This is a genomic window from Gammaproteobacteria bacterium (assembly GCA_030680605.1).
GTDB lineage: Bacteria > Pseudomonadota > Gammaproteobacteria > SURF-13 > SURF-13 > JAQBXX01.
In genome coordinates, this window is record JAUXUQ010000002.1 from 306,468 (window position 1) to 325,112 (window position 18,645).

Sequence of the window (18,645 nt, forward strand, 5' to 3'; positions counted from 1 at the left end):
CGAGTGGCGAGTAACTATATGAAGAATTCCCCAACAGACTGGTTTCCGCCGGCCACTCGCCACTCGCCACACGCCACTATTTTATGAGCGACACACTGCAAGCGCTGCGTGCCCGCATTGATGCGCTGGATGAAAAAATCCAGGCGCTGGTGAGCGAGCGTGCTGCGTGTGCGCAGGAAGTTGCAGAAGTGAAACGCGTCAGTGGCGAGCACAATGATTGTTACCGCGCCGAACGCGAGGCCGAGGTGCTGCGCAAGGTTCTGGAGCGCAATCACGGTCCGCTCAGTAATGAGGAAATAGCGCGGCTGTTCCGTGAAATAATATCTACCTGCCGTGCGCTGGAGCAACCGCTCAGCATTGCCTATCTGGGACCTCAGGGTACCTACTCCGAAGCGGCTGCCCTCAAGCATTTTGGGCATGCGGTTACAGCACTGCCGGTGGCGAATATCGATGATATCTTCCGTACTGTAGAGTCCGGCACGGCCAACTACGGCGTGGTACCGGTCGAGAACTCCACCGAGGGATCCGTCAGTCACACACTGGATATGCTTATGGTGTCGCCGCTCCGGATCTGCGGTGAGGTAGAGCTGCGTGTACATCACCAATTGTTGTGCAAATCCGGCACGCTGGCCGGGGCACAGCGCGTGTATGCCCATCCGCAGGCGCTGGCGCAGTGCCGGGTCTGGCTGGATAGCCACTTGCCCGGGGTGGATTTGTTGCCTGTGAGCAGTAATGCCGAGGGTGCCCGCCGTGCTGCACAGGAGACGGGCGCCGCCGCCATTGCCAGTGATCTTGCCGCGTCGATTTACCAGCTGCAGACGTTGGCGATGAATATAGAGGATGAATCCAACAATACCACGCGCTTTCTGGTGCTGGGGAAGCAGGACACGATGCCCAGCGGCCATGACAAAACATCACTGCTGGTGTCGACGCGCAACCAGTCCGGTGCGCTGCACCACCTGCTGCAGCCGCTTGCGCAGCATGAAATCAGCATGACGCGCATTGAGTCGCGTCCTTCCCGCCAGGCGGCCTGGGAGTATGTGTTTTTCATCGACATCGAGGGACACATGCAGGAGCCGGCTGTTGCCGCAGCGTTGAAGGAGATACAGTCCGATGCGGCGCTGCTGAAGGTGCTGGGCTCCTACCCCAAGGCCGTGCTGTAACCGGCTGCGCCATGCGTTTCTCTTTTATGGAATTGGCCACGTCGGGCGTGCGCAACCTGCAACCCTATGTGCCGGGCAAGCCGGTTGCCGAACTGGAGCGCGAATACGGTGTGCGCGATGCCATCAAGCTGGCCTCAAACGAGAATCCACTGGGGCCGAGTCCGCGTGTGCTGGGTGCCATACAACAGTCGCTGACTCAGCTGGCGCGTTATCCGGACGGAGCGGGGTTTGAGTTGCGCGCCGCATTGGCACGCAGACACGGCGTGCAGTTGGACCAAATCACGCTGGGCAATGGCTCGAACGACCTGCTGGAGCTGGTTACGCGCGCATTTGTCACGCCGCAGCATGAAGTGGTGTTTTCAGAGCATGCCTTTGCCGTATATCCCATTGTGACACAGGCGGTCGGTGCGACGGCGCGTGTCGCAGCAGTACACAACTGGGGCCATGATCTGGACGCCATGGGCGCGCTGGTCAATGAGCGTACCCGTGTAGTGTTTATAGCCAACCCCAATAATCCTACCGGTACCTGGTTATCGGAATCTGCGCTGGAAGATTTCCTGCAGACGATTCCACCGGCTGTTCTGGTGGTGGTGGACGAGGCGTATTTTGAGTATGCACGGGATACCGCTGCCGACTATCCGGACGCGAGCCAGTGGCTCACGCGGTTTCCAAACCTGATTGTGACACGCACCTTTTCCAAGGCGTATGGCCTGGCAGGCCTGCGCGTGGGCTATGCACTGTCGCAGCCGGAAGTGGCGGATATGCTGAACCGTGTGCGCCAACCCTTCAATGTGAACAATCTGGGGCAAGTGGCGGCGCTGGCGGCGCTCGAAGACACCGATCACCTGGCGCGCAGTCTGGCATGTAATCGTGAGGGCATGGCACAGGTAACCTCGGCATTTGCCTTGATGGGGTTGACGTTCATCCCTTCGGCGGGAAATTTTGTGTGCGTAGATACCGGACGCGATGCGCTGGATGTTTATGACGCACTCCTGCGCGAGGGTGTCATTGTGCGCCCGGTGGCGAATTACGGCATGCCGCAACACCTGCGCGTCACGATCGGGTTGCCTGAAGAAAACGAACGTTTTATTAAAGCCTTGGAAAAGGTGTTGGCGAAGAATCAGCCAACTACTTAACGCAAAGACGCCATGACGCAAGAACGCTAATGCCAGTTGTCGCCTTGCCTGCTATTGTGAACTTTGCGTCCTTGCACCCTGGCGTTGGGTTTTAATAATGATAAATAAATTAACTATTATCGGCGTGGGATTGATCGGCGGCTCGCTCGCGCGCGCACTCAGGCAGGCAGGCGCGTGCCGGGAGATCGTCGGCAGCGGGCGCAACGCTGCACAACTGCAAAAGGCCGTTACGCTGGGTGTGATTGACCGCTACGAGACAGACCCGGCGGGCGCTGTGCAGGATGCCGACCTGGTCGTGCTGGCAGTACCTGTCGGTGCTACAGAGGCGGTATTGAAACAGATCCAGCCCATGCTTGCAGCGCACACCGTTATCACCGATACCGGTAGCGCCAAGGCAAGCGTGATTGAGGCTGCGCGTACAGTATTTGGTGAGGTGCCTGCGAATTTTGTGCCTGGGCACCCGATCGCAGGTACGGAGCAGAGCGGTGTCGAGGCCTCGTTTGCTGAACTGTTTCAGCAGCGCCGTGTGGTGCTGACGCCGCTTGCACATACCGATGCAGACGCCATCCGACAGGTGCGTGCCATGTGGGAGCAGGCGGGGGCCGAGGTGATGGAGATGGGCGCTGCCCGCCACGACGCACTGCTCGCTGCCACCAGCCATCTGCCGCACCTGCTGGCCTATACGCTGGTCGATAGCCTTGCGCGCACGGAAAGTCATGACGACATCTTCCGCTTTGCAGCAGGCGGCTTTCGTGACTTCACGCGTATCGCTGCCAGCGACCCCGTCATGTGGCGCGACATCTGCCTTGCCAACCGCGATGCAATACTGACCGTGCTGGAGCGTTTCAGTGCTGACCTGGGGCAACTGCGCGCTGCCATCCATGCTGGTGACGGCGCACGCATCCTCGATGTCTTTGCCCGCGCCAAGCATGAGCGTGACCAGTTCAACGGTTGATCGCATGACGGTTTCTGCGCTGACATATCACGTAACGCCGGGTGGCGCACTGCGCGGGCGCGTGCGCGTGCCAGGGGACAAGTCCATTTCACATCGTGCCATCATGCTGGGGTCTGTCGCCACTGGCGTGACTGCGGTGAGCGGGTTTCTTGATGGAGAAGATTGCCTGTGCACGCTGGCGGCATTCCGTGCCCTGGGCGTGACCATAGAGCATCCCGCTCCGGGCAAGCTCGTGATTCACGGTGTGGGGCTGCATGGCCTGAAGCCGCCCGTGGCGGCGCTTGACCTGGGCAATTCGGGTACATCGATGCGTCTGTTGTCGGGCCTGTTGTGCGGCCTGCCGTTTGACGTGACGCTGACGGGCGATGCCTCGCTGTCACGTCGACCCATGCGGCGTGTCACTGAGCCGCTGGCGCGCATGGGCGCACACATTGAAGCCACGGCGCAGGGCACCGCGCCGCTGCTGATACGGGGCGGGCAAGGGCTGACCGGGATTGATTATCAGTTGCCGGTGGCGAGTGCACAGGTGAAGTCTGCGCTGTTGCTCGCAGGGCTCTATGCGAGCGGTTCCATCTGCGTCACAGAGCCAGCGCCGACGCGGGATCATACCGAGCGCATGCTGCGCGGTTTCGGTTACGTCGTGGAACAGGAGGGTGCCACAGTGTGCCTGGCCGGTGGTGGTGAGTTGCACGCCACGTCGATTGATGTCCCGGCGGATATTTCATCGGCTGCATTTTTCATGGTGGGGGCCAGCATTGCGCCAGGATCAGATGTGATGCTGGAGCATGTGGGTATTAATCCGACCCGCATCGGCGTGATCAACATCCTGCGCCGCATGGGTGCGGACATCACGCTGCTTAATGAGCGTACAGTGGGTGGCGAACCGGTGGCGGATATTCGTGTGCGTGCTGCCAGTCTGCATGGTGTGCGTGTTCCGGAAGACCAGGTGCCGCTGGCGATAGATGAATTTCCCGCACTGTTTATCGCTGCCGCCTGCGCCACGGGCGAAACGGTACTCACCGGGGCACATGAGCTGCGCGTGAAGGAAAGCGACCGCATCCAGGCGATGGCCGATGGGTTGGCGCAACTCGGGATTGAGGCGCGACCCACCCTTGACGGAATGGTGATCCAGGGCGGCAGGCTGGGCGGCGGGATGATCGACAGCCACGGTGATCACCGCATCGCCATGGCCTTTGCCATGGCAGCACTGTGTGCGCAGACCGCTATCTCCATTGCTGACTGCGCCAATGTGAATACCTCGTTCCCCGGCTTTGTCGGCCTTGCGCAGCGTGCGGGATTAGCGATCAGCAGCACGGACGGCGCGTGAGCCAGGCGGTTCCGGTGTTGACCATAGACGGCCCCAGCGGGTCGGGCAAGGGCACACTGAGCCGTATTCTGGCAGGGCGGCTGGGCTGGCACCTGCTGGACAGCGGGGCGCTGTACCGCCTGGTGGCATTGGCGGCCGAGCGGCATGGCGTGGCCCTGGATGACGAGGCCGCGCTGGCGGCCTTGGCATTACAGCTGAATGCAGACTTTGTGGTGCAGGGCGACGACCCTGCGGCAGATCGGGTGCTGCTGGAGGGCCGCGATGTGGGGCAGGTGCTGCGCACGGAGGCGTGCGGTAACGCTGCCTCCCGGTTGGCTGCTTTGCCAGCCGTGCGGGCGGCGTTGCTGGAGCGGCAGCGGGCCTTTTGCCGGCCGCCGGGATTGGTGGCGGACGGGCGCGATATGGGCAGCGTGGTATTCCCCGCTGCCCGGCCCAAGATTTTTCTCACGGCAAGCCCGGCGTGCCGGGCCGAGCGCCGCTATAAGCAGTTGATCGAAAAAGGGTTGATCACCAATCAGAGCAGTGCTACCATGCCTGATCTTGTTGCCGAGATTACCGAGCGTGATGCGCGTGACAGTGCGCGTAGCGCCTCTCCCCTCAGGCCAGCGCCCGATGCCGTCGTGCTGGATACCTCCGGGCTTACCATCGAAGCTGTGGTGCAGCAGGTATTGAAGCTGCTGTAAGGACGGCGCAAGGCAGTATCAGACGTATTTGTTTTATATACAATTTTTTTAAGGGTGGTTTGCGCCGGATGAGTAGCGCAAACCGGTGATAATTTAACCGTCCGGGCAGGGCGTCCCCGTTCCGGCGAGAGGTTGTAAGATCCATGAGTGAAAGCTTTGCACAGTTGTTCGAAGGCAGCCAGATCAACAAGTACATGCGTTCTGGCGCGATCGTTACCGGTACCGTGCTGCGCATACAGGATGACGTTGTCATTGTGGATGCCGGACTCAAGTCCGAAGCCTTAATCCCCGTTGAGCAGTTCCGCAACGAACAGGGCGAGATCGAGGTCGTGGTCGGTGACCAGGTCGATGTGGCGCTCGACGCCATCGAAGATGGCTTCGGCGAAACCAAGCTTTCGCGTGAAAAGGCCAAACGTGACCAGTCCTGGATACGACTGGAGCGGGCCTTTGAGTCAGGCGATGTCGTGAGCGGCCTCATCAGTGGCCGGGTCAAGGGCGGCTTTACCGTCGAGATCAACGATGTGAATGCGTTCCTGCCGGGTTCGCTGGTGGATGTGCGGCCCGTGCGCGATCCGGGCTACCTGGAAGGCAAGACGCTGGATTTCAAGATTATCAAGATCGACCGCAAGCGCAACAACGTGGTGGTATCGCGCCGCGCGGTGGTTGAATCCGAGGGCAGTACTGAGCGCGATGCGCTGTTGGACAGTCTGCAGGAAGGGCAGATGGTCAAGGGCGTGGTAAAGAACCTGACCGACTATGGTGCGTTTGTGGATCTGGGCGGCATCGATGGCCTGCTGCACATCACCGACATGGCCTGGAAGCGCGTCAAGCATCCGGGCGACATCGTCAGCGTAGGCGACGAGATCGACGTCAAGGTGCTCAAGTTCGACAAGGAGCGCAACCGTGTCTCGCTCGGCCTGAAGCAGATGGAAGACGATCCCTGGGTCGATCTCGCACGCCGTTATCCGCAAGGAGCGCGACTGTTTGGCAAGATCACCAATATTGCCGATTATGGCTGTTTTGTAGAAATTGAAGATGGCGTGGAAGGTCTGGTGCACGTTTCCGAGATGGACTGGACCAACAAGAACGTACACCCCTCCAAGCTGGTGCAGTTGGGCGACGAGGTTGAGGTCATGGTGCTGGATATCGACGAGGAGCGTCGCCGCATTTCGCTCGGTATCAAGCAATGCCAGACCAATCCCTGGGAAGAGTTTGCCGCCACCCATAACAAGAACGACAAAATCACGGGCAAGATCAAGTCCATTACCGATTTCGGCATCTTCGTTGGGCTGGACGGTAGCATTGACGGCCTGGTACACCTGTCGGACATCTCCTGGAGCCAGCCGGGCGAAGAGGCGGTACGCAACTACAAGAAAGGCGATGACATCGAGGCGGTCATACTCGCCGTCGATCCGGAGCGCGAACGCATCTCGCTCGGCATCAAGCAGATGGATAAAGACCCGTTCTCCAACTTTGTCGCCGCACATCCCAAGGGGAGCATCGTGAAGGGCGTAGTCAGCGAAGTGGACGCCAAGGGTGCTGTGATACAGCTGGGTGATGGCGTCGAGGGCAGTCTGCGTGCCTCTGACCTGTCGCGTGACCGTATCGAGGATGCACGCACCGTACTCAAGGTGGGTGACGAGGTCGAGGCCAAGTTTGTGGGCGTCGAGCGCAAAAGCCGTGCCGTCACACTCTCCATCAAGGCCAAGGACACCGAGGAAGAGGCCGAGGCGATGCAGGACTACAGCCGTAGTGGTGGCGGTGGTTCAACGCTGGGCGATATTCTGAAAGAGCATATGGGCAATAAGGGCGAGGGTTGACAGCTAACCCGCGCAATAAAAACGGATGACGAAATCGGAACTCATAGACATACTGTCTGCCAAGCAGACGCATCTCGCGTACAAGGATATCGAGCTTGCCGTCAAGACCATGCTGGATCACATGGGGCAGGCCTTGTCGAGCGGCGAGCGTATTGAGATTCGTGGGTTTGGCAGTTTCTCCCTGCATTACCGCCCGCCTCGTATGGGCCGTAATCCGAAGACTGGCGAGCAGGTGCCGTTGTCCGGCAAGTACGCCCCGCACTTCAAGCCAGGCAAGGAGTTGCGCGAACGTGTCAACAACGGGATAAAATAACGCCAGCGTGCAGCACGTGACGTTGTTCCGCCAGGTATCAAACGGCATGGGTTGCATGGCTCATGCCGTTTTTTTGTTGGAGACGGTGGTATAGCCCCGAGGGAAATCAGAAATGTTGCGCATTATCCGATTGATCCTGTTACTCGTGATCGGCGTATCCGGGCTGGTTTTTGCCGCACTGAACACGGGCCCGGTCACGATCAATTACTATCTGGGCCTGTGGCAGGGGCCGCTCGCATTGGCACTCGCATTGGCAGTGGTGCTCGGCGCTCTGCTCGGCATACTGGCCTGTCTGGGGGGGCTGATAAAATCCAGGTATGAGCAGAGACGATTGCGTGCGGCACTCCAGCGCTGCGAGCAGGATGCAGCCAGCGCGCGGAAAGACTCACTGGTAGACATCACGTAGTGTGGACGTGGCTGGCACTGCTGTTGCCTGTTGCCGCAGCCTCAGGCTGGTGGCTGGGACGCAGCAGTTCACGGCGCTATGAGTCTCGTACCGACCTCACCCTCTCGTCACATTATCTCAAGGGCCTCAACTATCTCCTCAACGAGCAGCCTGACAAGGCGATTGAAGTATTTATCCGTGTGCTTGAGGTGGACAATGAAACAGTCGAGACGCATCTTGCGCTGGGCAACCTGTTTCGCCGCCGTGGGGAAACGGATCGCGCCATCCGCATTCACCAGAATCTGATTGCTCGCCCAACCCTGAACCGCGTGCAACGCACCCAGGCATTGCTGGAGCTGGGCCAGGATTATATGCGTGCCGGTCTGCTCGATCGTGCGGAGAGCCTGTTTCATGAACTGATAGAGCTCGACGAACACATATTGCCAGCGCTACGGCAACTGATCGACATCTACCAGCAGGAGAAAGACTGGGACAAGGCCATTACAACTACGCAGAAACTTGCAGCGGTAACCGGGCAGACTGAAAATCATGTGCTGGCCCAGTATCATTGCGAACTTGCTGAACTGGCCTCCACGCGGGGTGACTGTGCAACCGCAGAGCTCATGCTCAAGCACGCGCTGGGCGAAGACGCAGAGTGTGCCCGCGCCAGCCTGCTTCAGGGAGATATGTCGATCGCTGCAGGAGACTATGCGGGCGCCATCACGGCCCTCAAGCGTGTCGAGAAACAGGATCCTGAATACCTGTCCGAGATACTGGAACCGTTGACGACCTGCTACCGTGCGCTGGGCCAGCATGAGCAACTCATTGAATATTTGAAGCAGGTGCATGCGCGTCATGGCGGGGTTATGCTGATGCTCGCCCTGGCAGAACTTATGAGCGCCCAGCACGGTAACAAAGAGGCTATCGATTTCATCTCCCGTCAGTTGCGGAACAGCCCTTCGGTACGTGGACTGGAGAAATTGATCGAGCTCAAGCTTGCTGCAGTGCAAGGCGAGGCGCGCGAAGATATGCTGCTGCTGCACGAGCTGACCAGCCAACTACGTAATGGTCATCCGGCATACAGTTGTGTCCACTGCGGATTTTCCGGAAAGGCGTTGCACTGGCAATGCCCCGGCTGCAAACAATGGAACACGGTCAAGCCGGTGCAAGGTTGAAGATGAGTGGCTCACGCATCATAGTTGCGCTGGATTACGCGTCACCCGCAGAGGCGCTGGGGCTGGTGGGGCGTCTTGAGCCAGCAAGCTGTCGGCTCAAGGTGGGGAAAGAGTTGTTTGTGCGCGGCGGGCCTGCATTGATCGAGAGGCTCGTGCACGACGGGTTCGAGGTGTTTCTTGATCTCAAGTTCCATGACATCCCGAATACCGTTGCCAAGGCGTGTGCCGCAGCGGCAGAGCTGGGTGTATGGATGCTGAATGTACATGCCCTGGGTGGGCGCAAAATGATGCTGGCTGCGCGCGATGCGATTACCGCGTCGCGTACACCACCGATCCTGATCGCAGTAACGGTGCTGACCAGCATGGACGAGCAGGCGTTGGCAGAGACAGGTGTGGCGGGTACGGTGGAGCAGAGCGTACTGCGCCTTGCGACGCTCGCGCAACAATCAGGCATGGACGGAGTAGTCTGTTCGCCGCTCGAGGCGCCTGCGCTGCGACAGTCGCTGGGGGCAGGATTTTGTCTGGTGACGCCGGGTATACGTCTTCCCGGGGGCGAGACAGGAGACCAGAAACGGTACGCCACCCCGGCACAGGCCCTGCGCAATGGTGCGGACTATCTGGTGATCGGACGGCCCATTACAGCGGCGCAGGATCCGATGCAGGCGTTGCACGACATCAGCTCCAGTATCACGGCCCGGAGTTGAGTCAGCCCGGCTTTTTGACGGCGCCTTTCCGCTTGCGCGCCTGCTCAATGATGTCCTGATTACGGTTGATGAGGGCAGTATTGTTGCCCGCCAGGTTGTTGGATTTGGCGGCAAGACTGGCAGCCTGCTCGTAATCACCCTGTTGCAGGCGAACCTCGGCGAGGCGGGTCCACAGCTCGGGGTTGCGGGGTTCGAGCCGTAGTGCGCGCTCCAGTGTAGCCGCTGCGGTGTCATGCCTGCCTGCGCGGGCCTGCTGGGAGGCAGTGTCGAGCAGGGCGATGACAGCGGTGCTGGGCGGGGAGGACTCGAACGATTGCGATGGCTCGGGTTGGGGCAGGGGGGTGGCCGCCGTCGCACCTCCGGCCGCAGGATAAGGTGTTACAACGACAGCAGACTCCTCTGTCGACACAGCAGCCGTGGGGGTATCGGCGCCCGACTGAGGCAGGGGGGCCAGTGCGCGGTTTTCCACGGGCGCACGTATAGGCGCAAGTGAGCAGCCCGCCAGCATGATCATGCCGAGACAGGCCAGCGACAGTTTCAGTGTGGGTGGTGTCATCATTCCTCTCTGGCCTTACACTAAAAAATGTTTTTCAGGAAACGGGAGAGTGGATTGCCCTGCTCGTGCGCGCAGGGTGCAAATTCCTGTGGTGCCGAGCCGGCGATGAACGGCAACTGTGCGACTTCGCTACATCCTGATCCGGCGCGTAAATGGGTGGCGGCGTCCAGTGTTATGGTTTCGATGTCGGTTGGCGGTACCGGGCGCAACGGCTGTGTGCCGATACGGCTTATGGTATCACCCCAGACGCGCAGAGCGCCGCTCGCGCCCGTCAATCCGATGGGGCGATTATCGTCCCGTCCCAACCATGCCACCATCAGGTGCTGCCCACTGAAGCCGGCAAACCAGCTGTCGCGCAGATCATCTGTGGTGCCGGTCTTGCCGGCGATGGCGAGGCTGGCCGGAATCTGGGTGTAAAGCGAACGCGCAGTCCCCATGCTGGTCACTTCCTGCATGGCGCTGGTGACAAGAAACACAGGCGCTGGCTCAAATACCTGTCTGATCGACAGGCCATAATGCTGCAGCGGTTCGCCCTTTGCGGTGAGCACTTCGCGGATGGCGCGTAGCGGCATTTGAAAGCCGCCGCTGGCGAGCGTCTGGTACATCTGTGCAACTTCGATCGGAGCGAGTTCCATGGCCCCGAGTAGCATCGACGGATAGGGAGGGATGGTGCGCTCAACTCCGAGCTTCTTGAGTGTGTTCACAACATTGGGTATCCCAACCTCGATGCCGAGTCGGGCAGTCGCCACATTGAGTGATTGCGCGAGCGCTGTGTGTAGAGCGACTGGGCCGCGATATTCATGATCGTAGTTGCTGGGTGTCCAGACCTTGCCCCCCGGGTTCTTGACTGTGAGCGGGCTGTCATCAAGCTGTGTCGCCAGAGTGTATTTCTGGGGCTGCATGAGGGCGGTGAGATACACCGCCGGCTTTACCAGAGAACCGATCTGGCGCTGAGCGTCCAGCGCGCGGTTGAATCCGGAGTAGCGAGTATCGCGCCCCCCTACCACGGCCAATACTTCGCCATTTTCTGTGCGTGTTACCAGTGCTGCGCCCTCAAGCTTGCGGGCCGGGAGTTGATACTGTTTTTCCAGGCTTGCGATACGGGTACTCAGCGCCTTGTCCACACTGTCCTGTATCCGTGGATCGAGCGTGGTAAATATCTGAAGCCCCTCGGAGGTCAGATCCTCTTCCTTGTAATCGCGCTGTAATTGGCGTCGCACCAGATCCATGAAGGCGGGGTAGGGTGAAATCCCGCTGGGGGGGCGTTGGGTGACACCCAGCGTGGTCGCCTTCGCACTGGCCACTTCCTGGATGCCAAGGACACCTTCGCTGGCGAGGGTGTCGAAGATACTATTACGCAAGGCCAGGGCACGTGCTGGGTGACGACGCGGATCGTAGAAGGATGCTCCGCGCACCAGCCCGACCAGCAGGGCAAGGTGTGCGGGCTTGAGCTCCGTCAGGGGGCGGTTGAAGTAGAACTGGCTGGCCAGCCCAAAGCCGTGAATGGCGCGTTTGCCATCCTGACCGAGAAATATCTCATTGAGATAAGCCTCGAGAATCTCGTCCTTGGAGTAATGTGCCTCAAGCAGCAGCGACATGAGGGCTTCATTAAGCTTGCGCCATAGTGTCCTCTCCGCGCTGAGGTAAAAATTCTTGACCAGCTGCTGGGTAAGCGTACTGCCGCCTTGTACTGTGCTGCCTGCGCGCAGATTGGCCCATACCGCCCGCAGAATAGAAAACGGATCGATGCCGTGGTGCGCGTAGTAGTGACGATCCTCAATGGCGATCAGCATTTTGATCAGCAGCGGCGGGACATCGTTGATCTGCACCAGCACGCGGTCTTCGTGATGAGAGGGATAAATGCTGCCAATCAGCAATGGATCGAGACGCACCAGATCGACGGCAGTGCCGCTTATGGGGTCGCGTAGCATGCGCACGGTACCGCCATCGAATTCTGCCTGTACTGAAACGGAAGACTCTGTGCCATCCCAGAAGCGGAAGGAGCGGGTCACGAAACGCAAGCCATTGGGCATGCGTACAAACGTTCCGGGTGTTTCCGGGCGCGCCGTATTCACATAGCCAAGATTGACCAACTCCTGGCTGAGCTGCTCGGCGGTGAGGTTGACGCCCTGGAACAGTTCCAGTGGCCGGGCATAGACGCGCGCGGGTAATGCCCAGCGCTTGCCTTCAAACTGGGTGCGGACGGTGTAGTCGAGATAGGCAACATAGGGTATGCCAATAACCAGCATGCCGAACATGGCGTAAAGCATAAGCCGCGCCCATGGCCCAAGGGCTCGTGAGGCGTGGGATTTATTGCGTGGTGGTCTGGCTGCCATCGCTGCAAGTATACGTTTTTATCATGGACTTGGCATCATGGAGTGCTTGATTTCAGCATGGGCGCGACGTAGTCTAGCCGCACGCAACAGCCTGCCGGGGAGTGGCATGCTGGCCTGGCTGATTCATTGCTAAGGAGAGTAATGGGGTGAGTTTTGGAAATCCCGCCGGCACCTGTACGTTGAGGCTTGCTGCCCTCGTTGTTACGCTCAGCTTCGAGCTTGCGGCCTGTGGCAGCGTGACGACACAGTCCGGGATGCGAGCGCCCGTGGACGTTCAGGCTGGAGACTCCTCCGGAGCTTCCGTCTCTGCGTCGAGCATCAAGGTGCTGAGTGTGGCCAGGGAAAAACTCGATAGCCCCTATCAATATGGTGGGGCGGGACCAGACAGCTTTGATTGTAGTGGGCTGGTGTATTACGGCTATTTGCAAGCGGGTATCATACTGCCACGCACTGCACTCGCACAGTTTTCCCACACAACCCCAATCAGCGCGGATGAGCTCAAGCCAGGCGATCTGGTATTTTTCCGCCTGGGCGGCAGCCGTGTCTCGCACGTAGGCATCTACGAGGGTGGGCGCTCATTTATTCATGCGCCTTCCACGGGCAGAAGCGTGATGAGTGACAGCCTGGATAATCGTTACTGGCGTGAGCGCTGGGTTCGTGGCGGACGTATTGCCCTGGCATCACCATGACGCTGACGGAACTCCGTTATATTGTCGCGGTCGCACGCGAACGCCATTTTGGTCGTGCAGCGGTGGCCTGTCATGTCAGCCAACCGACATTGAGTGTGGCCGTACGCAAGCTTGAGGACGAACTGGGCGTCATGTTGTTTGAGCGCAATGCCTCCGACATTGCGATCACGCCGCTGGGCCAGCGCATTGTTGAGCAGGCCCAGCGTGCATTGGAGCAGGCGGAGGTGATCAAACACATTGCCCAGGAGGGCAGGGATCCATTGGTGGGGCCGCTGCGGTTGGGGGTGATCTACACTGTAGGCCCGTATTTGCTGCCACACCTGATTCCGGGTTTGCATCAGCGCGCACCACGGATGCAGTTGCTGCTTGAGGAAGGGTATACGGCGCATCTGGCGGAACAACTGCGGCGCGGCGACCTGGATGTCATCGTAATCTCATTACCGTTTGCAGAAGCAGGTATCGTCACCCAACCTGTTTATGATGAGCCATTCAAGGTGGTACTGCCGGCTCAGCACCCGTGGAAGAAAGAGAAACAGATCAAGGCGCGGTCGCTGGCGAAGGAAAATCTGTTGTTACTCGGCGCCGGGCACTGCTTTCGTGACCAGGTGCTCAAGGCTTGTCCTGAGTTGAATCGCGCCAGTGCCAGCGGTAGCCTGCAGCGCACCCTGGAGGGAGGGTCACTCGAGACCATCCGCCATATGGTGGCCTCGGGCGCCGGGATAACCGTATTGCCCTGTACCTCGGTGCATGGCCATGAGGCGGAGGAGCACATGTTGGCAACCCGGCCCTTCGCGGAGCCTGTGCCCAAGCGTCGTATTGCGCTGGCTTGGCGCAGCAGCTTCCCGCGGCCGCAGGCGATTGAGACGTTGCGGGCCGCAATATATGGCTCGCCGCTACGCTGCGTTACCATGCTGGACAAGGCATCACGCAGAAAATAGCAGTACCCGCGTTTTGTTATTAATAGTAAAAAACTATTAATAACATCTTTATAATCAATTAGATTTATCGATCTCCCGCCCTTATCATTCTCTTCAAGGTCGCACGACAGCGGTCGAAACGACAGTAACAGCAAGAGGAGATGATGATGAAAACGCAGGAATCAGTGACTGTAAAAAATATTGAGGCCGCCTTCGCTGGCGAGTCCATGGCTCATATCAAGTACCTGTATTTTGCCGGTATTGCCCGTGCCCATGGCGATGTGGATACGGCCAAGGTGTTCGAGGAGACTGCGGCGCAGGAAGTTCAGCACGCCTTCGGACACATGGACCTGCTTTATCCGAAGACCGAGATGGATGTGAAGCAGTGTCTGGAGATGGCCATTGCCGGTGAGACTTATGAATACACCGAAATGTATCCCAGCTTCCGGCACATGGCGGTCGAGGAAGGCAACAGTGCTGCCGTGGCGGAATACGACGAGCAGATTGCCGAGTCCAGGGAGCATGCTGAACGCTTCCGTGCCACCCTGGAAAAGGCTGCCAAGCGCTTCGCGGCACTTGCCAAGGTGGAGGAGCGGCATGCCAACAATTACCGCGCGACGCTTGCCAAGGTCGCAGCTGCCTAATCGGATAACGGAGGAGATGAAATCATGAAGAAATGGAAATGTGTGGTATGCGGCTTTATCTATGACGAGGCTGAGGGCCTGCTCAAGGAGGGGATTGCCCCCGGTACGCGCTGGGAAGATATCCCGGAGAACTGGGCCTGCCCGGAATGCGGCGTCGCCAAGGCCGATTTCGAGATGGTGTTGATCGAGGCGGCGTAATAGCAGGGAAGCACGGCGGATGAGGGCAACGCCCTCATCCGCTTTTTTATTGCCTGAACTACCGGGCAGGGCAGCGAATGCTGCTGATCAGACCGTCATTGATCCAGCGCTGCAACATGCAGGCGGCAGCGGCCGGTACAGTGTCTTCATCCAGCCAGCGACACAACCCGTCGCATATTTCAGCGAAACTGTGGTCGGAGTAGGCGGCCTGCCAGGCCCAGGCTTCGTCAGTGGGCAGGGAGCGGAACCAGGTCTTGAGTTCCTGGCGCCAGACCAGCCAGGTTACGGGTTGGCCGGCGCCCTGGGGCGGTGGTGGTGCAAGTTCCTGCTGGACAGCGTTCCATATCGCCGGTGCATTCCAGGTCAGTTCCAGCCGCTGCACTGAGGGATGGATTGAAAAGCGCAGGTCACCCCAGTGTTCGGCCGTGAGTCCGGCGAGGTCATCCAGCCGGATAACTGACGTATCGGCGGCATCGAAGGCCTCTGTCATGGCCCATTCGAATGCCGCCAGCTCCGCCAGCACCGGCTGCTGCTGGTAGAGGTCATGCGCACGGAGAAAGGCCGCCATGTGTTGGCCGAGGTAGCGCAGTGAAAAATGCTGCGACGGGTGCAACTGCACATAGGCGTGACAGAGGCTGTGAAACTGGTCATCACCCAGCAGGGTGTGCAGCGCTTCAAAGTCCTGTTCCAGCGCTTCACTCAGGCGTGCACGATAGGCATAGGCGTAGATGTCGAGTCGCCGGGAGGCGGAACCCTTGGCGTCACTTACAACAGCAGTGGCAATAGTGTTTATATCCTGCGTGCGCAGGAGGAAGCCTTGAAAGGCGTCTTGCAGCTGGGGCAGTGCGTGTGGGGGCATGTTTAGGCGGCCACCGGTTTTTCAGCCAGCACAGTGGTCGCCAGGGTCCGGGCGTGTGCCAGCTCAGCGATCAGTTCAGGCAGTTCCGGGATATTGTCATCACGCTCCAGTAATGTGCTCACCGCACCGAAACGCCGCACGGCTTGGGCATACAAATCCCACACCGGGTCAATAACAGGCGCATCATGAGTGTCGATGATCATATCGCCATTCATGCTGTGTCCTGCCAGATGAAATTGTTGCAGGCGATCAATCGGGATGGCCTCCAGAAAGGTGAGCGGATCAAAGCCATGATTGCGTGCGCTGACATAGATATTGTTGATGTCGAGCAATAGCAGGCAGTCGGCCTGTTCACACACGGCGCGCAGGAACTCCCATTCGCTCATGGCGGAGTCGGTGTAGGTGAGGTAGCTGGAGACGTTTTCCAGCAAAATACGCTGGCCGAGGAAATCCTGTACTTGTTTGACGCGGGTGACGACGTGCTGCAGTGCTTCTTCGGTATAGGGCAGTGGCAGCAGGTCATGCATGTTCTTGTGTTGGACGCCGGTCCAGCACAGGTGATCCGATATCCAGTGGGGTTCGATACGTTGCGCCAGTGTCTTGAGCTGTCGCAGGTAGTTCTGGTCGAGTGGATCGCCGGAGCCTATGGAGAGCGAGACACCATGCATCACGACAGGATAGTGGGCGCGGATGCGATCCAGGTAATCCAGCGGTTTGCCACCCGCCACCATATAGTTTTCCGACAGCACCTCCAGCCAGTCGAGCGGCGGCAGATCACGGAGCAGCGCCTGGTAATGGGTGGTGCGCAGGCCGAGGCCGTAACCGAGCGCAGGGCGTGTGAGTGCAGTGGCTGGCATATCAGTCAACGGATAAGGGATCTGTTTCCTGTTGCTGCAATTTGAGTAGTGCGGTCTCGCAATCTGCCTTGCTCATGCGCAGAAAACCCTGGCCCTTGCAGTTGTTGCTGCCTTTGCAGTTGTTGGCACTGGCGCAGTCGCCCTGGCCTTTGCAGGAGTTAACGCCAGCGCAGCGTACCTTGCCCTTGCCAGCGGGCTGCATGTCAGCGACGGTGGCAGCGAAGCCGGGGTTGAGCAGCAATGCTGCTGCCGCGCCCGCCAGCAGCAGGCTTTTCGGGAGTGTGGTGGCCATGGTGTTTCTCCATTTCATGATGGGCGGAATCCGGTTGCTTGAAGCAGGTAGAATGTTTATGCGCCGCGCAGCCGAAAGAGGCGCTTGATCCATTTTCTGGTGCGCGGTGTCAGCCCATCCTTAAGGCGCTGATCAGCCACGCGTCGGTTAATCTGGGCCAGTGTGGGGTATATGTGTATGACCTTGGACAAATCACTGGCCTTCATGTTCCGGGCAATTGCCAGCACATACTCATGAATCAGCTCCCCGGCACGGGGCCCGACCAGCGCAGCCCCGAGCAGACGCCCGTTCGGGCGTGTGATGATCTTGGCGCTGCCCTCGGTGGTGCCGTCGGCCTGGGCGCGATCAATGTCATGGAAGGGAAAGGTGTAGGCACGGTACGGGATGGCTTGCGCCTTGGCCTCATCTTCGGACAGGCCGACGCGTGCCAACTCGGGATCGGTGAAGGTGCACCAGGGAATATTGCGTGTTTGCGTTTTAGCGGGCAGATGGAATAAGGCATTGCGGAGTACCACGCCGGCCTGATGTTCGGCCATATGGGTGAACTGATAGGGTCCGCCTATGTCACCGCAGGCGTAGATATGCTTGTTGGTGGTGCGCAGACGTTGATCGAGCAGCAGTCGCCCCTGCTCAAGCGTGACGTCTGCGCGCTCAAGGCCAAGATTTTCGAGATTGAGTCGGCGTCCGGTGGCGACCAGCAGGTGTGATGCCTCCAGCAGCGTTGTTGTGCCCGACGGCTGGGTAATGTGCAGGCGCACACCGTTTACGCTGCGTTCTGCGCGCGTAGGTGTGCTGTCAAAGTGAAACTCTACGCCCTCCGTGCGTAATTTTTCAGTCACTATGTGGGCAAGGTCCGCATCCTCTCTGGGCAGAATGCGCTCACCGCGCTGTACGACATGCACGTGACTGCCCAGACGTGCAAATGCCTGTGCCATCTCGATGCCAATCGGGCCGGCGCCGAGAATGATGATCTGTGGCACGGCCTCCTGCAGCGTGAATACGGTTTCATTGGTCAGATAGGGGATGCTGTCGATGCCTGGAATGGACGGTATTGCCGGGCGCGAGCCGGTGGCCAGTACGAAATTTCGTGCGCGCAAGATACGGCCATCCATCTCAAAGCTGTCTGGTGCAGTGAATTGTCCAGCACCGAAGATGACCTCGACGCCCAGCTGACGGAAGCGTTCAGGACTGTCGTTGGGTTCAATCGCACGGATGACGGTATTAACGCGCTGCATGACATCCGCCAGCTGTATGGGTTGCAGTGCGGCGTTGATGCCGAAGCGCGCGGCCTCGCGTGTGGTGTGTGCAACGTGGGCGCTGTGCAGCAAGGCCTTGCTGGGGACGCAGCCGTAATACAGGCAATCACCGCCCAAGCGGTGTTTTTCCACCAGTACTACTTTTGCGCCCAGGGTGGCAGCGCCTGCGGCGGCGACCAGACCGGCCGCGCCGCCACCGATGATGCACAAGTCGTATTCTGTTCTTGCCATGAATCGCGTGCCCTGTAGTATGTGAGTGAGGGTGTGGACAACTTAAATTGATTCCCCTGGGCAAGCAAGCCCTTTACGGGCCTGAGTGCACGATTTGTGACTGGCGTAAGATAAACTTTATACTTTCGTGACAAAACGGGGGGTGGCTG

At 59.3% G+C, this 18,645-nt stretch carries 20 protein-coding genes; 14 read left to right on the forward strand and 6 right to left on the reverse strand.

Annotated elements, in window-relative coordinates; genetic code table 11:
• Positions 1–83 precede the first annotated feature (83 nt).
• From pheA to pyrF, 10 genes are all read left to right on the forward strand, one after another.
• On the forward strand, positions 84–1,163 hold the full coding sequence (pheA, locus tag Q8L89_02960) for a prephenate dehydratase (GenBank protein ID MDP1708011.1): 1,080 nt from the start codon (positions 84–86) through the stop codon (positions 1,161–1,163).
• An 11-nt stretch (positions 1,164–1,174) separates the two neighbouring features.
• Entirely contained in the window at positions 1,175–2,299 is a 1,125-nt protein-coding gene (hisC, locus tag Q8L89_02965; GenBank protein MDP1708012.1) for a histidinol-phosphate transaminase, read from the forward strand.
• A 97-nt stretch (positions 2,300–2,396) separates the two neighbouring features.
• Positions 2,397–3,254, forward strand: a complete 858-nt coding sequence (locus tag Q8L89_02970) for a prephenate dehydrogenase/arogenate dehydrogenase family protein (protein ID MDP1708013.1) — start codon at positions 2,397–2,399, stop codon at positions 3,252–3,254.
• Between the two features lie 4 nt (positions 3,255–3,258).
• A complete protein-coding gene (aroA, locus tag Q8L89_02975; GenBank protein MDP1708014.1) occupies positions 3,259–4,581 on the forward strand; it encodes a 3-phosphoshikimate 1-carboxyvinyltransferase in 1,323 nt (440 codons plus the stop codon).
• Positions 4,578–5,264 carry a (d)CMP kinase gene (gene cmk / locus Q8L89_02980; protein MDP1708015.1) on the forward strand — a complete coding sequence of 229 codons (687 nt, stop codon included), beginning with the start codon at positions 4,578–4,580 and terminating at the stop codon, positions 5,262–5,264. The genes aroA and cmk overlap by 4 nt, the downstream gene beginning before the upstream one ends.
• 143 nt (positions 5,265–5,407) lie before the next feature.
• Complete coding sequence (gene rpsA, locus Q8L89_02985) at positions 5,408–7,084, forward strand: 30S ribosomal protein S1 (GenBank protein MDP1708016.1); 1,677 nt, start codon at positions 5,408–5,410, stop codon at positions 7,082–7,084.
• A gap of 25 nt (positions 7,085–7,109) precedes the next feature.
• Entirely contained in the window at positions 7,110–7,397 is a 288-nt protein-coding gene (locus Q8L89_02990; protein ID MDP1708017.1) for an integration host factor subunit beta, read from the forward strand.
• A 112-nt stretch (positions 7,398–7,509) separates the two neighbouring features.
• Entirely contained in the window at positions 7,510–7,803 is a 294-nt protein-coding gene (locus Q8L89_02995) for a LapA family protein (protein MDP1708018.1), read from the forward strand.
• Positions 7,803–8,957: a lipopolysaccharide assembly protein LapB gene (lapB, locus tag Q8L89_03000; GenBank protein MDP1708019.1), complete on the forward strand. Its 1,155-nt coding sequence runs from the start codon at positions 7,803–7,805 to the stop codon at positions 8,955–8,957. The genes Q8L89_02995 and lapB overlap by 1 nt, the downstream gene beginning before the upstream one ends.
• Before the next feature lie 2 nt (positions 8,958–8,959).
• Positions 8,960–9,661 carry an orotidine-5'-phosphate decarboxylase gene (gene pyrF / locus Q8L89_03005; GenBank protein MDP1708020.1) on the forward strand — a complete coding sequence of 234 codons (702 nt, stop codon included), beginning with the start codon at positions 8,960–8,962 and terminating at the stop codon, positions 9,659–9,661.
• 1 nt (position 9,662) lies between these two features.
• Here pyrF and Q8L89_03010 read toward each other — a convergent pair whose 3' ends face one another.
• Together Q8L89_03010 and mrcB are read right to left on the reverse strand one after the other, a co-directional pair.
• The gene (locus Q8L89_03010; GenBank protein ID MDP1708021.1) at positions 9,663–10,220 is read right to left on the reverse strand and encodes a tetratricopeptide repeat protein; all 558 of its coding nucleotides are present in this window, start codon (positions 10,218–10,220) and stop codon (positions 9,663–9,665) included.
• Between the two features lie 17 nt (positions 10,221–10,237).
• Positions 10,238–12,487 carry a penicillin-binding protein 1B gene (mrcB, locus tag Q8L89_03015; GenBank protein MDP1708022.1) on the reverse strand — a complete coding sequence of 750 codons (2,250 nt, stop codon included), beginning with the start codon at positions 12,485–12,487 and terminating at the stop codon, positions 10,238–10,240.
• A gap of 212 nt (positions 12,488–12,699) precedes the next feature.
• Between mrcB and Q8L89_03020 the strand changes: the two genes are divergently transcribed.
• The 4 genes from Q8L89_03020 (at position 12,700) to Q8L89_03035 (ending at position 15,001) form a co-directional block, all read left to right on the forward strand.
• On the forward strand, positions 12,700–13,242 hold the full coding sequence (locus Q8L89_03020) for a C40 family peptidase (protein ID MDP1708023.1): 543 nt from the start codon (positions 12,700–12,702) through the stop codon (positions 13,240–13,242).
• Positions 13,239–14,180 carry a hydrogen peroxide-inducible genes activator gene (locus Q8L89_03025; GenBank protein MDP1708024.1) on the forward strand — a complete coding sequence of 314 codons (942 nt, stop codon included), beginning with the start codon at positions 13,239–13,241 and terminating at the stop codon, positions 14,178–14,180. The genes Q8L89_03020 and Q8L89_03025 overlap by 4 nt, the downstream gene beginning before the upstream one ends.
• Positions 14,181–14,326: 146 nt before the next feature.
• Positions 14,327–14,803 carry a rubrerythrin family protein gene (locus Q8L89_03030; GenBank protein ID MDP1708025.1) on the forward strand — a complete coding sequence of 159 codons (477 nt, stop codon included), beginning with the start codon at positions 14,327–14,329 and terminating at the stop codon, positions 14,801–14,803.
• A 24-nt stretch (positions 14,804–14,827) separates the two neighbouring features.
• On the forward strand, positions 14,828–15,001 hold the full coding sequence (locus tag Q8L89_03035; GenBank protein ID MDP1708026.1) for a rubredoxin: 174 nt from the start codon (positions 14,828–14,830) through the stop codon (positions 14,999–15,001).
• A gap of 58 nt (positions 15,002–15,059) precedes the next feature.
• Here Q8L89_03035 and Q8L89_03040 read toward each other — a convergent pair whose 3' ends face one another.
• The 4 genes from Q8L89_03040 to Q8L89_03055 are packed head-to-tail and all read right to left on the reverse strand — an operon-like array spanning position 15,060 to position 18,496.
• Positions 15,060–15,860, reverse strand: coding sequence for a DNA-binding domain-containing protein (locus Q8L89_03040; GenBank protein ID MDP1708027.1), 801 nt, complete (start codon positions 15,858–15,860; stop codon positions 15,060–15,062).
• Positions 15,861–15,862: 2 nt separating this feature from the next.
• On the reverse strand, positions 15,863–16,717 hold the full coding sequence (locus Q8L89_03045; protein ID MDP1708028.1) for a DUF692 domain-containing protein: 855 nt from the start codon (positions 16,715–16,717) through the stop codon (positions 15,863–15,865).
• 1 nt (position 16,718) lies between these two features.
• Positions 16,719–17,009 carry a hypothetical protein gene (locus tag Q8L89_03050; protein ID MDP1708029.1) on the reverse strand — a complete coding sequence of 97 codons (291 nt, stop codon included), beginning with the start codon at positions 17,007–17,009 and terminating at the stop codon, positions 16,719–16,721.
• Between the two features lie 56 nt (positions 17,010–17,065).
• A complete protein-coding gene (locus tag Q8L89_03055) occupies positions 17,066–18,496 on the reverse strand; it encodes an FAD-dependent oxidoreductase (protein MDP1708030.1) in 1,431 nt (476 codons plus the stop codon).
• Positions 18,497–18,645: the final 149 nt, after the last annotated feature.